Source organism: Clostridium sp. (assembly GCF_021372645.1).
Classification (GTDB): domain Bacteria; phylum Bacillota; class Clostridia; order Clostridiales; family Clostridiaceae; genus Clostridium.
Map to the genome: position 1 here is coordinate 50,074 of NZ_JAJFUC010000026.1, position 13,625 is coordinate 63,698.

Consider the following 13,625-nt stretch of genomic DNA (forward strand, 5'->3'; position numbering starts at 1 on the left):
AGAAAATATTAAGCGATGAATAGGATGAGTAGATTTATTATAGATATTCAGAGAAGAAGTGGTTAGTGAAAACTTTTTATTTAGATATTTTGAAGCTACCTAGGAGCTATAAATTACTAAGTGATGTATAAGATTTATGCATAATTAGGGTGGTACCACGGAATTTCAGCTTTCGTCCCTTTGTTTATTAAGGGAGAAAGCTTTTTTTATTAGTAAATATAACTAATGCATAATCAACTAAAATAATTTTAAATTGATAATAATATATGGAGGAATAGTTTATGAAAGTTACAAAAACAAATGATTTGAGAGAAGCGTATTTGAAATTTTTTGAAGGTAAAGAACATTTAAAATTGGAGAGTTTTCCTTTAGTTCCAAAGAACGATAAGAGTTTATTATTAATAAATGCTGGAATGGCTCCACTAAAACCTTATTTTACAGGATTACAAGAACCACCCAAAAGAAGAATTACAACTTGCCAAAAGTGCATTAGAACAGGGGATATTGAAAATGTAGGAATAACAAGCAGACATTGTACTTTCTTTGAAATGCTTGGAAATTTCTCTTTTGGTGATTACTTTAAGAAAGAAGTAATTCCATGGGCTTGGGAATTCATAACTGAAGTTTTAGAACTTCCAAAAGATAAGCTATATGTAACAATATATTTAGATGATGATGAAGCATATGAATTCTGGACTACACTTACAGATGTAGATAAGAGCCATATATTCAGATTAGGAAAAGAAGATAACTTCTGGGAACATGGTGCTGGTCCTTGTGGTCCTTGTACAGAAATTCATTTTAGTAGAACTGATGAAGTGCCAACTAATTCAGAAGAGTTTGTTGAACTTTCAGATGCAGACAAAATAATAGAATTTTGGAACCTTGTATTCACTCAATTTGATGGAGATGGAAAAGGTAACTATGAAAAACTTACAAGTACTAATATAGATACTGGTATGGGTCTTGAAAGACTTGCAGTTATAATGCAAAGCAAGAATAGTGTATTTGAAATAGATACATTAGAAAATATATTAAGCGAAGTTTCTAAACTTGCGAATGTTAAATATGGTGATGATAGTAAGTCAGATGTTTCTTTAAGAATTATAACTGACCATATAAGATCTATAACTTTTATGATTTCGGATGATGTAATGCCATCAAATGAAGGAAGAGGCTATGTTTTAAGAAGACTTCTTAGAAGAGCAGCAAGACATGGAAAAACTTTAGGAGTTAAAGATGCTTTCCTTTGTAATTTATGTGATATTGTTATTAGAGATTCAAAGGATGCATATCCAGAATTAGAAGCGCAAAAAGAATATATTAAAAAAGTAATTAAAATAGAAGAAGATAAATTTAGAGAAACTTTGGATTCAGGAATGGAAATATTAAATGAATTCATAAGCGAATTAAAAGAAAATAATGAAAAAATTCTTAAAGGTGCTGATGGATTTAAATTATATGATACTTTTGGATTTCCAATGGAACTTACTAAGGAAATATTAGAAGATGAAGGATTATCTTTAGATGAGGATGCTTTTCATGAAGAAATGAAGATTCAAAGAGAAAGGGCTAGAAATGCAAGAAAGACTTCTAACTATATGGGAGCGGATGTTAAAACTTCAGATGCAATATCATCAGATATTGAAACTGTTTTTGATGGATATGAAAATGATACATTAATTGGTGAAGTTAAAGCTTTAATTGAAGGCGAAGAATTTGCAGATTCTATAACAGAAGGAAGTAATGGAATTATAGTTACAGATATCACTCCATTTTATGCAGAAATGGGTGGACAAATAGGAGATACTGGTTTTATATTCAATGATAGCTTTAGAGCTAAAGTTGTTGATACTAAAAAAAATATTGGTGGAAAGATAATTCACTTTGTAGAAGTTTTATCTGGAGAAGTTAAAGCAGGAGACAAGGTTACTTTAGAAGTAGATAAGGCTAGACGTGAAAATATTAAGAAAAATCATACTGCAACCCATCTTTTAGATAAAGCATTGGTTAAAGTTCTTGGGTCACATGTTCATCAAGCAGGATCGCTTGTAAGTAACGATAAATTTAGATTTGACTTCTCTCACTTTGAAGGATTAACAGAAGAAGAAATAACAAAAGTTGAGGATTTAGTTAATGAAGCAATAACTAGCGTAACACCAGTTGTTACAGAAGTTATGGATCTTCAAGATGCAAAAAATAGTGGCGCTATTTGTATATTTGATGATAAATATTCTGATAAAGTTAGAGTAGTATCTGCCGGAGAATATTCTAAAGAATTATGTGGTGGAACGCACATAGATAATACTGGTAAGATAGGATTATTTAAAATCGTGTCTGAAAGTGGTATTGCAGCAGGAACGAGAAGAATAGAAGCTGTCATTGGAAAAGAAGCTTATAAATTAGTCAATGAAAAGAAAGAGTTATTAAAAGAAATTTCAAATAAACTTAAATGTTCAGAAAAAGAACTTTTAATTAAGCTTGATCAACAAGTTAAAGAATTAAAGGAAAAAGATAAAGAAATAGTATCTTTAAAGTCTAAATTTGCATCAATGGGAATAGATGATATAGTAGCATGTACAAAGAATGTTAAAGATATTAATGTAATATCATATGAATTAAAAGATGTTGATAGTGATGCTTTAAGAGAGGTTTGTGAAAAAGTAAGAGATAAGGTTGAAAATAGCATAGTATTACTTATGAGCGAAAATGCTGGAAAAGTTATTATATGTGCTATGGCAACCAAAGATGCAATAGCCAATGGAGCTCATTGTGGAAAATTAATAAAAGAAGTATCTGCTATTCTTGGTGGCGGTGGTGGTGGAAGACCAGACATGGCTCAAGCAGGTGGAAAATTACCAGAAAAAATACAAGAAGCAATTAAAGAGTCTTATAAAATAGTGGAAACTTTAGCAAAGTAGTATACTTTTTATAAAATATAGGTTATAATCTAAGTATTGATTAGTGAATAAATTTAAAATATTAAGTTAATAATAAATATAGATATGGTGTTTTTATATACTGATTAAGGGGGTGTGTTGCTTTACGCAACGATGATATGAATAATAATATTGAACATACAATGCAATTTGATTTAAGTAAGAATAAAGAAGCTCTTACAAAGACAATATTAACAGAAGTTTATAATTCATTACAAGAAAAAGGATACAATCCTATAAATCAGTTAGTTGGATATTTGATTTCAGGAGACCCTACTTACATCACTAATTACAACGGAGCAAGAGCTTTAGTAAGAAAACTCGAAAGAGATGACATACTAGAAGAAGTAATAAAGTCTTATTTAGAGATAAAGTAGAGAGTGCCCGTTTATAACGGGCACTCTTAATTTTTAAGGAGTGCTGATTTGAGAATATTAGGATTAGATGTAGGTCAAAAGACTATAGGAGTTGCGGTAAGTGATCCATTAGGGTTCACAGCTCAAGGTTTGACCACAATAAGAAGAACTAAAAAGGAACAAGACATACAAGAAATAAAAAAGTTTTGTGATGAATATGATGTGAAAGTCATAATAATTGGACTTCCAAAGAATATGAACGGAACAATAGGAACATCTGGAGAGATTACAATGTCTTTTGGTAAGTTAATAGAAGAAGAGCTTAAAGTTGAAATAAAATTTTGGGATGAACGTTTAACTACTGTTGCAGCCCATAAAGCAATGCTTGAAGCAGATTTATCAAGAAGTAAAAGAAAAAAAATAGTAGATAAAGTGGCTTCAACGTATATTCTTCAAGGATATTTAGATATGATATCAAGATAGAATAGTTAATTATTAAAAAATAAAAAATAGAATTTTAAAAGGTATATTTATAGAAAAAAGTAAAATTTAAATATACTTTTATTAATAATAAAAAAATAAGATTTAGAAGGGATACATTTATGGATAAAGATGCAAAATTTGTATATATACCTGATCAAGATGGAAATGAAGTTAAGTTTGAGGTTATTATATACTTTGAAATAGAAAAATTAAAAGGACAATATATAATTGCAGCACCAGCATTTGAAGAAAGTGATGATGCATATGCTTTTAAAATTTTTAAAGATGAAGATGGTAGCGAGATATTTATAGCACTTGAAGATGATGATGATGAATTTGAAATGGTATTAGAAACTTATGATACGCTTATGAATGAAGACGGTTTAGTTCAAGAGTAGTATCTAAATGCAGTGAGTATTGGTCGATTTGGAGGCTGAAATAAAAATTAATTTATTTTAATCTAAATTTAATGTGAAAAGTGAGGTATTATGTATGGATGTATCAAATTTAATTGATATGAATGCCTTAAAAGAAGATTTGAAAAAGAAGGGTTATAAATTAACACCGCAAAGAAGATCTATTGTTGATACAATTATTGACAATGAGGGTAAACATTTAACAGCAGAAGAAATATATGATAAGGTAAAAATAAGCTGCCCGGAAATTGGATTAGCAACAGTTTATAGAACCATTCTTTTACTGGAAGAGCTAGGAGTTATATCAAGATTAGATTTAAATGATGGATGTAGTAGATATGAAATTGTACATTCCGATGAAGCACATAGACATCATCATCTTATTTGTAATAATTGTCATAAAGTTTCGGAAGTTCAAGATGATTTATTAGAAGAGCTTGAAGGTGGCATTGAGAAACAATATAAGTTTAAAATTTTAGATCATAGTGTGAAATTTTATGGAATATGTAATGAATGTCAAAAAAAACATAATGATGAATAAAAGGACTTTTAATATTTAGAAAGAACCTTTGTTTATAAATAATATAGGAAAAGGAGGGGAAATATGAAAAATGAAAGAGCGAAGATAAAAATAATTCCTCTTGGTGGCATAAACGAAATTGGGAAAAATATAACCGCTATTGAATATAAGGAAGATATTATAATAATAGATTGTGGATTAAAATTCCCAGATGATGATATGTTCGGAATAGATATTGTAATACCTGATATTTCATATCTAATTAAAAATCCAGAAAAAATCAAAGGAATATTTTTAACTCACGGACATGAAGACCATATAGGAGCATTGCCATATGTATTAAGACAGTTAAATGTTCCAGTTTATGGTACTAAGCTTACTCTTGGCATAGTTGAAACGAAACTAAAAGAACACGGTCTGTTAGCTTCAACAGAACTAATAAGAGTAAAACCAAAAGACATAATTAAATTAGAAAGCATTTCAGTAGAATTCATAAAGATGAATCATTCGATTGCAGATTCAGTTGCAATTGCGATTCATACACCACTTGGTGTAGTGCTTCATACAGGTGACTTTAAGATTGATTATACACCAATTGATGGAGAAATGATGGATTTCGGAAGATTAGCTGAATTAGGTAGAAAAGGTGTTTTGGTAATGATGGCTGATTCAACAAATGTTGAAAGGCCAGGATATACTATGACAGAACGAGTTGTTGGGGAAACTTTCTTGCGACTATTTAATAAAGCAAAAGGTAGAATAATAGTTGCTACATTTGCATCAAATGTTCATAGAATTCAACAAATTATTACAGCAGCAGAGGCTTATGAAAAAAAAGTAGCTGTGTCAGGAAGAAGTATGGAGAATATTGTCCAAGTGGCAATAGAACTGGGATATCTTACAATTGGAGAAGACGTACTTATCCCGGTCGATCAAATTTCAAAATATCCTAATGAAAAAGTTGTAATAATAACAACAGGTAGCCAAGGAGAGCCGATGTCTGCACTTGCAAGAATGGCAAATTCAGAACATAGAAAAATTAATGTGGTACCGGGAGATACGGTTATTATTTCAGCGACACCAATACCAGGAAATGAAAAATTGGTTTCAAAGGTTGTAAATCAATTATTTAAAAAGGGTGCTGAGGTAATATATGATTCTTTAGAAAAGATTCATGTGTCAGGTCACGCTTGTGAAGAAGAACTAAAGTTAATGCACTCATTAATTAAACCAAGATTCTTCATTCCAGTCCATGGTGAATATAGACATTTGAAGAAGCATGGAGAACTAGCAATGGAACTTGGACTATCAGACAAGAATTTATTAATACCTGAGAATGGTAATGTAATAGAAGTTGCAAGAAATTATATTAAAAAAAGTGGTACTGTTGTTTCGGGTCAAGTCTTTGTTGATGGTCTTGGAGTTGGAGATGTTGGAAATATAGTATTAAGAGACAGAAAACATCTTTCACAAGATGGTATTTTAACAATTGTAGTTACGATGGAAAGACAAACAGGTAGAGTTGTATCTGGACCAGATATAATCTCAAGAGGATTTGTATATGTAAGAGAATCAGAGGGACTTATGGATGAAGCTAGAGAGATTGTAAAGTCAGTACTGCGCGATTGTGAAGAAAGAAAAATCAATGATTGGACAACATTAAAGTCTAAAATGAGGGATGAACTTAGAGAATTCCTTTATGAGAAGACTAAGAGAAAACCTATGATATTACCAATAATTATGGAATTTTAGAATATTCCTAAAATAAATAGTTGAATATATAATAACTAATTATTTTTTAAAAATTTATCAATTGTTGAATATTAAATTAATTTGAAATAGGATTGACTTTTTTTTATGAAAAGAGTAAAATATGAATTAGCGTGTAGGAAATTGGATGCTTTAAGTATCCAATTTTCTTTTGGAAAAAAACAGTTATAGGTTTACATACATATATATGAGTAGTTGTAGTTAAGTTTATTTGTAAAAAATGCAATTTTCTAAATATGAAAATTTATAAGAAATTATTTACAATATATACTTAAATTTTTGCTTATTTATATACATAACTAGTTACAAACTAATAAAAAGAAAAATTCGCAGTTTAAATACTGTTTGGAGGAATAAAAATGGAATTAATTAAAAGAGAAGACATAAGAAATATTGCTATCATAGCCCATGTTGACCACGGTAAGACAACTTTAGTAGATGCTTTGTTAAGACAAAGTCATACATTTAGAGCTAATGAAAAAGTAGAAGAAAGAGTAATGGATTCTAATGACTTAGAAAAAGAAAGAGGAATTACAATTCTTTCAAAAAATACTGCAGTAATTTATAATGATATAAAAATAAACATAGTAGATACACCAGGACATGCTGATTTTGGTGGAGAAGTTGAACGTGTACTTAAGATGGTTGATTCAGTTTTGCTTGTTGTTGACTCTTATGAAGGACCAATGCCACAAACAAAATTCGTTCTGAAGAAATCATTAGAATTAGGATTAAGACCAATAGTTATAATTAACCAAATAGATAAACCAAATGCTAGACCAACAGACGTTATTGATGAAGTATTTGACTTATTTGTAGAACTTGGAGCTAATGATAAACAATTAGATTTCCAAATTATTTATGCATCAGCTAGAGAAGGTTTTGCGAAATATAATGTAGATGATGAAAATAATGATATGAATCCTATATTTGAAACAATATTAAAACATGTTGCACCACCAGAAGGATATATAGATGAACCACTTCAAATGTTGGTAAGTACATTAGATACAAATGCATTTGTTGGGAAAATTGCAATTGGTAAAATACATAGAGGTACAGTAAAGAGAAATCAAACAGTTACTTTATTAAAGAATGATGGATCAAACGCTAATTACAAAATAACTAGCATATTTACATACAAGGGATTAAAAAGAGAAGACGCAGAAGAAGCTTCAATGGGAGATATAGTTGCAGTAAGTGGTGTTCTTGATGCTAATATAGGTGATACTATAGCAGATTCGTCAATGCCAGAAGCATTACCATTCTTAGAAATAGATGAACCAACATTAAACATGAACTTCATGGTTAATGATTCACCATTTGCAGGTCAAGAAGGTGATTTTGTAACATCAAGACATTTAAGAGATAGATTAATGAAAGAACTTGAAACAAATGTAAGTTTAAGAGTAAATGAACTTACTCCAGATTGTTTTGAAGTTGCAGGAAGAGGAGAACTTCATCTTTCAGTTCTTATTGAAACAATGAGAAGAGAAGGATATGAATTCCAAGTTTCAAAAGCAAATGTTATATTTAGAGAAGAAAATGGACATAAGGAAGAACCAATTGAGTACTTAACAATTGATGTTCCAGAAGAATTTATGGGACCAGTTATGGAAAAGCTAGGGCCTAGAAAAGCTGAAATGGTTAATATGACATCAGCAGTAAATGGATACACAAGACTAGAATTCACAGTTCCAGCTAGAGGTCTTATTGGATTTAGAAGTGAATTAATGACTGATACAAAGGGTAATGGAATTATGAATCACGTATTCCATTCATATGAAAAATATAAAGGTGAAATTCCAGGAAGAAGTAGAGGATCAATAGTTTCATTTGAAACTGGAGATTCAATAGCATATGGATTATACAGTGCTCAAGAAAGAGGACAATTATTCATCGGTGCTGGTGTTCCAGTATATGGTGGTATGGTTGTTGGTGTTTCTGCAAGAGCAGACGATCTTGAAATTAATGTATGTAAAATGAAGAAACTTACTAATACAAGATCATCAGGTGCTGATGATGCATTGAAATTAACTCCACCACTTGAAATGTCTCTTGAACAATGTTTAGAATTCATAAATGGTGATGAATTAGTAGAAGTTACACCAAAAACTATAAGAATGAGAAAAAGAATTTTAGATAGTGCTGAAAGAAGAAGAACAAGTAGCAGAAGTAAAAAATAATTTTACTAAAAATACTTTAAATAAAATAAATATAATTAAAAGTAAATAGTCTGTATTAGATTATTTACTTTTAATTATATCTAGGAGAAAGTTTATGAATAAATATAAACCCTTTAGAAAATTAATATTATTATCTACATTCTTTATATTTATTATAGGGTTAATTTTTGTGATTTCTTATAAAGAGGTTATAGAAAAACCACTGAAATCTAATGAGAATACAATTATTATTGAAGTGAAACAAGGTGAAGGTTTTTATGATATATTAAATAAGTTAGATAAAGAAAATAAGTTATCTAATAAACTCTTGCTTAAAGTAAAATTGGCTATAGATAAAACAGATGTAAGCTTAAGAGAAGGAATATATGAAATAGATACTAACACAACACTAGCGAATTTAATCAACTCTCTTGAAAACACTGCTGACGATAAAGATTTAGTGAAATTAACAATTCCGGAAGGATACTCAATAGAAGATGTTGCAAAAACTGTAGAAGAAAAGGGTCTTTGTTCTAAAGATGAATTCTTAAAAGCAGTTAAAAATTATGAATTGCCTAGTTTTGTTAAAGCTAATGATAAAAAAAGATATAATCTAGAAGGATTTTTATATCCAGATACATATTTGATAGAAAAAGGTTCTGATGCAAATTATATAATTAAAATTATGTTAAATAGATTTGAAAGTATATTAAAGCAAGTAAAAGAGGAAACCAAAGTTGATATAAAAGATGAAGATGTGGAAAAGATAATAAATATAGCTTCTCTAATAGAAAAAGAAGCAAGAGTTGAAAAGGATAGGCCATTAATTTCATCAGTTATTTATAATAGATTAGAAAAGGATATGAAGCTTCAAGTAGATGCTGCCGTAATTTATGCTTTAGGATATCATGTAGATGTAGTACTAAATAAGCATTTAGAAATAGATTCACTATATAATGTTTATAAGTATAAAGGATTGCCAATAGGACCTATAGCGAATCCGGGAATTGATTGTATTAAAGCTGCATTAAGTCCATCAAAAACTGATTATTTATATTATATTTTGCAAGAAGATAGTTCTCATTATTTTACTAATAATTATGATGATTTTTTAAAGAAGAAAAAAGAATTAGGGTATTAATGCGTTATTTTTCTTCTAATGCAAGTAACTATTAATAACAATTTTTTATGGTTGAATTATTATTTTAACTGATAAACTAGATGTATGGAGGAAATTCATGAGTGAGATTACATATGACTATATGGAAGAATATATTAGAAGCTTAATTACTGATAGGGAAGGTACTTTAAAAGAAATAGAAGCTTTTGCACGAGAAAATAATGTACCTATTGTTCAAAAGGAAACAGGAGTGTTTCTTGAATTTATGACTAGTATGAAAAAACCTAAAAGAATATTAGAGCTTGGAACAGCAGTAGGCTTTTCAGCAATACTAATGTACCAAGCGTCAGGAACAGAACCAGAAATTACAACAATAGAGCGTGATGAAAAAATGGTGAAATTAGCTATTTCTAATTTAGAAAGGTTTAATTTAAGCCATAAAATTAAGATTGAACAAGGTGATTGCTTGGAAATTTTAGAAAAGTTAAATGAACCTTTTGATTTGATTTTTATGGATGCAGGCAAAGGACATTACAATCATTTTTTGCCTCATTGTTTAAGATTGCTTAATAAAGATGGTGTAATAGTAGCGGATAATGTTTTATTTAGAGGAATGGTTGCATCACAAGAATTAGTTAAGAGAAGAAAAATAACAATAGTAAAAAGAATGAGAACTTATTTGGAATTAGTTACTCAAGATAAAGAATTAATAACATCGGTAATACCTATGGGAGATGGAATTGCAGTTACTAAGAGGAGGTAAATTTAAAATGATAAGACCAGAAATTTTAGCACCAGCAGGAAATTTAGATAAACTTAAAATAGCAATAGATTTTGGAGCTGATGCAGTATACCTTGGAGGAAGCAAGCTTAATTTAAGAGCATTTGCTGATAACTTTACAAATGAACAATTAAAAGAAGGTGTAGAATATGCACATGGTAAAAACAGAAAAGTTTATGTGACAATGAATGTTTTTCCTCATAATGCAGATTTAACTGGAGTTGAAGATTACTTAAGAGATTTACATACAATAGGTGTTGATGCGATAATAGCATCAGATCCAGCAATAATAGCTACAGCTAGAGAGGTTGTACCAGAATTAGAAATTCATTTAAGTACTCAAGCTAATAATGTTAATTGGAAATCTGCTAAGTTTTGGTATGATCAAGGCGTTAAGAGAATAGTAATGGCTAGAGAACTTAACTTAAATGAAATAAAACAGATGAGAGATAATTTGCCGGAAGAATGTGAAATAGAAGCTTTTGTTCATGGTTCAATGTGTATAAGCTATTCAGGAAGATGTTTACTATCTAATTATATGGTAGGAAGAGATGCTAATAGAGGTGCTTGTGCTCAACCATGTAGATATAAATATAGTTTGGTTGAAGAAAAAAGACCGGGAGAGTATTATCCTGTAGTTGAAGATGAAAATGGAACATATATAATGAATTCAAAAGATTTATGTATGATTGAACATATAGATGATGTTATTAAGGCTGGCGTATATTCACTTAAAATAGAAGGAAGAATGAAAAGTTTGTATTATGTAGCAGCTGTTGTAAAATCATATAGGCAAGCTGTAGATGCATATTTGAAAGATCCTGATAATTATAAATTTGATCCCAAATGGATGGAAAATTTAAATAATGTAAGTCATAGACAATATCATACAGGTTTTTATTATGGGGAAACTAACAAGCAAGTATATGAAGATTCTGGATATATAAGAAGTGCTGATATAGTTGGAATTGTAAGAGAATATGATGAAGAAACCAAAATAGCAACTATTGAGCAAAAAAATAAAGTGTTAAATGGCGATATAGTAGAGGTTTTGAGACCAGAAGGAGATAATTTTGAAATTACTCTTCATGATATGACTGAGGAAAATGGAATCCCAATAGATTCAGCACCTAGGGCACAAATGATGTATAAAGTGAGAGTTGACATACCATTAATTCCAAAGGATTTGTTAATTAAAAATAAAGAATAAAATAGATATGTTAATCTATAGATGTTGTGTAAAGAAATTAGAAAATAATAGAATTATTTAAATTAAAAAAAATTTGAATAAAACACTATCCTTAAGGCTAGAATTTAAGCTGAAAGGAGGTGTTTTATATTTTTACTGAGAAATTTAATAGAAACAGAAGACTAGTACAAATTTTAGCTATGTTAATAACAATAATGATGAGTTTAACAGCACATTTATTTATACTACAAATATATCCATCTGAAAAAGTTCAAAGTTCTTATCAAAATCATCAAGAAGAAAATATTAGTAATATGAATTATATGATTTTAGATACTAATGGAAAAGATTTAATGAAGTATGATAAAAAATATGTACTTGTAATAGATACTAAACCATTCAGTTTAAATAATTATGAAGAAACACTAGAAGACTTAATGGCTTTGAATTTTATAATGAAGTCTGAAAATCCTGAGTTTAATTATACGGAAATAATGAAGAAAAGTGGAAAAGTATATTATAATATTTCAGAAGATACCTATAATAAAATAAATAATCTTAAAAATATAAAAGGAATATATACTTATATTACAGATGACACAGATACTAAAAAAGCATGGAGCATTAGTAATATGTTATCAAAAATATTAGATGAAGAGCATGAAGCAGGATCTCTTGAAGGCCAACTTTATAATTATTTAAAAGATAATAAAAACCCTAAAAGCGAATTTTACTTAGATAATAGGGCAGTTTATGCAAAACAATCGGTAAATATAAGTGATAACAATAAAAATTTGAAATTAACAATAGATAAAGAAATTGAAGATAAAGTTAGAGAAATTTTAAATAAAGAGGAATACTCCAATTTAAATAATATAGGTATAAGCATAATGGAATCCGATACTGGAAAAATAAGAGCCATGGTACAAAAAGATGAAAGTGCAGCTAATATAAATTTAGGAATTCAACAAATAGGGTATGAACCAGGTTCAATTTACAAAGTAATAACACTTGGTGCAGCTTTAGATATGGGTTTAATAAATACTAACGATACATTTGTTGGGACAGGGAAAATAGATAAAGTAGCATATGGAAAATTATCAGTTGAACAAGCATTTGAAAAATCTTGTAATGATATATTTGCACAAATAGGTTCTATGGTGGGATATAAAAAATTAATGGAGTATTCACAAGAACAAGGATTATATAGTAGAGTATTAAATTTACAAAGTGGAAATACAAATGAAGCAATAGGTGTAAAGCCAAGTGAGGATGCAGGAATAAATAATATATCTATAGGACAATGTATGAATGTAACTCCAGTGCAGATGTTAGGTGCTATAAATACTGTAGTCAATAATGGAGTGTATGAAAAACCATATATAGTCGAAGATATTTTAGATAAAGGTGATAATGTAGTAAAAGAATTCGAAACTGATAAAAAAAGAGTATATAGTGAAACAACTGCTAAATTGATAAAAAATTCTATGAGACAGGTTGTTATAAAAGGTACAGGAATAAAGGCCTATATAGGTGATTTAGATATAGGTGGTAAAACTGGTTCTGCAACAGGAACTGAGGGACAGACACATGGATGGTTTGCTGGATATTTCAGTATCGGAGAAAAAAATTATACAATGGTGGTATTTACACCAGAGATACAGTCGCTTAAGGGTACTAATAATGAAGATCTAGGTGGAGGAGATACAGCAGCACCAATATTTAAAGATATAGTTAAAAAATTAAATATGAGAGAGTAAAAAATCAATGCACATGAAATAAAACAACAGACGCAATATACAAAAATATTGGTCTGTTGTTTTATTTCATGTGCCTAAAGTTATAAATAGAAAAGCAAAATATTATAATAGAACTAATAAAAAAAT

The 13,625-nt window shown here is 29.3% G+C and carries 11 protein-coding genes and 1 other annotated feature; all 11 genes read left to right on the forward strand.

Features of this window, described 5'->3' with window-relative positions:
* Nucleotides 1-6 precede the first annotated feature (6 nt).
* Nucleotides 7-183 (forward strand) — a binding site (T-box leader).
* 98 nt (nucleotides 184-281) lie between these two features.
* A complete protein-coding gene (gene alaS, locus LLF98_RS03695) occupies nucleotides 282-2,921 on the forward strand; it encodes an alanine--tRNA ligase (RefSeq protein WP_291700929.1) in 2,640 nt (879 codons plus the stop codon).
* 137 nt (nucleotides 2,922-3,058) lie between these two features.
* Nucleotides 3,059-3,316, forward strand: a complete 258-nt coding sequence (locus LLF98_RS03700) for an IreB family regulatory phosphoprotein (RefSeq protein WP_291700932.1) — start codon at nucleotides 3,059-3,061, stop codon at nucleotides 3,314-3,316.
* Nucleotides 3,317-3,364: 48 nt separating this feature from the next.
* Nucleotides 3,365-3,778, forward strand: a complete 414-nt coding sequence (gene ruvX / locus LLF98_RS03705; RefSeq protein ID WP_291700934.1) for a Holliday junction resolvase RuvX — start codon at nucleotides 3,365-3,367, stop codon at nucleotides 3,776-3,778.
* Between the two features lie 119 nt (nucleotides 3,779-3,897).
* On the forward strand, nucleotides 3,898-4,176 hold the full coding sequence (locus LLF98_RS03710; RefSeq protein ID WP_291700937.1) for a DUF1292 domain-containing protein: 279 nt from the start codon (nucleotides 3,898-3,900) through the stop codon (nucleotides 4,174-4,176).
* Between the two features lie 94 nt (nucleotides 4,177-4,270).
* Nucleotides 4,271-4,735, forward strand: a complete 465-nt coding sequence (locus LLF98_RS03715; protein WP_291700939.1) for a Fur family transcriptional regulator — start codon at nucleotides 4,271-4,273, stop codon at nucleotides 4,733-4,735.
* Nucleotides 4,736-4,798: 63 nt separating this feature from the next.
* Nucleotides 4,799-6,466 carry a ribonuclease J gene (locus LLF98_RS03720; RefSeq protein ID WP_291700941.1) on the forward strand — a complete coding sequence of 556 codons (1,668 nt, stop codon included), beginning with the start codon at nucleotides 4,799-4,801 and terminating at the stop codon, nucleotides 6,464-6,466.
* 377 nt (nucleotides 6,467-6,843) lie between these two features.
* Entirely contained in the window at nucleotides 6,844-8,670 is a 1,827-nt protein-coding gene (gene typA / locus LLF98_RS03725; protein WP_291700943.1) for a translational GTPase TypA, read from the forward strand.
* Between the two features lie 94 nt (nucleotides 8,671-8,764).
* Nucleotides 8,765-9,790, forward strand: a complete 1,026-nt coding sequence (gene mltG, locus LLF98_RS03730) for an endolytic transglycosylase MltG (protein WP_291700945.1) — start codon at nucleotides 8,765-8,767, stop codon at nucleotides 9,788-9,790.
* A 97-nt stretch (nucleotides 9,791-9,887) separates the two neighbouring features.
* Nucleotides 9,888-10,532 carry an O-methyltransferase gene (locus LLF98_RS03735; protein WP_291700947.1) on the forward strand — a complete coding sequence of 215 codons (645 nt, stop codon included), beginning with the start codon at nucleotides 9,888-9,890 and terminating at the stop codon, nucleotides 10,530-10,532.
* Nucleotides 10,533-10,539: 7 nt separating this feature from the next.
* Nucleotides 10,540-11,760, forward strand: coding sequence for a U32 family peptidase (locus LLF98_RS03740; protein ID WP_291700948.1), 1,221 nt, complete (start codon nucleotides 10,540-10,542; stop codon nucleotides 11,758-11,760).
* 119 nt (nucleotides 11,761-11,879) lie between these two features.
* Entirely contained in the window at nucleotides 11,880-13,499 is a 1,620-nt protein-coding gene (locus tag LLF98_RS03745) for a penicillin-binding transpeptidase domain-containing protein (RefSeq protein WP_291700950.1), read from the forward strand.
* Nucleotides 13,500-13,625: the final 126 nt, after the last annotated feature.

What these genes read in the sequence shown, in the direction of transcription:
- LLF98_RS03700 (WP_291700932.1), top strand. Translation starts at nt 3,059, where the DNA reads ATGAATAATAATATTGAACATACAATGCAATTTGATTTAAGTAAGAAT.
- LLF98_RS03720 (WP_291700941.1), top strand. Translation starts at nt 4,799, where the DNA reads ATGAAAAATGAAAGAGCGAAGATAAAAATAATTCCTCTTGGTGGCATA.
- LLF98_RS03715 (WP_291700939.1), top strand. Translation starts at nt 4,271, where the DNA reads ATGGATGTATCAAATTTAATTGATATGAATGCCTTAAAAGAAGATTTG.
- LLF98_RS03735 (WP_291700947.1), top strand. Translation starts at nt 9,888, where the DNA reads ATGAGTGAGATTACATATGACTATATGGAAGAATATATTAGAAGCTTA.
- alaS (WP_291700929.1), top strand. Translation starts at nt 282, where the DNA reads ATGAAAGTTACAAAAACAAATGATTTGAGAGAAGCGTATTTGAAATTT.
- typA (WP_291700943.1), top strand. Translation starts at nt 6,844, where the DNA reads ATGGAATTAATTAAAAGAGAAGACATAAGAAATATTGCTATCATAGCC.
- mltG (WP_291700945.1), top strand. Translation starts at nt 8,765, where the DNA reads ATGAATAAATATAAACCCTTTAGAAAATTAATATTATTATCTACATTC.
- LLF98_RS03710 (WP_291700937.1), top strand. Translation starts at nt 3,898, where the DNA reads ATGGATAAAGATGCAAAATTTGTATATATACCTGATCAAGATGGAAAT.
- LLF98_RS03740 (WP_291700948.1), top strand. Translation starts at nt 10,540, where the DNA reads ATGATAAGACCAGAAATTTTAGCACCAGCAGGAAATTTAGATAAACTT.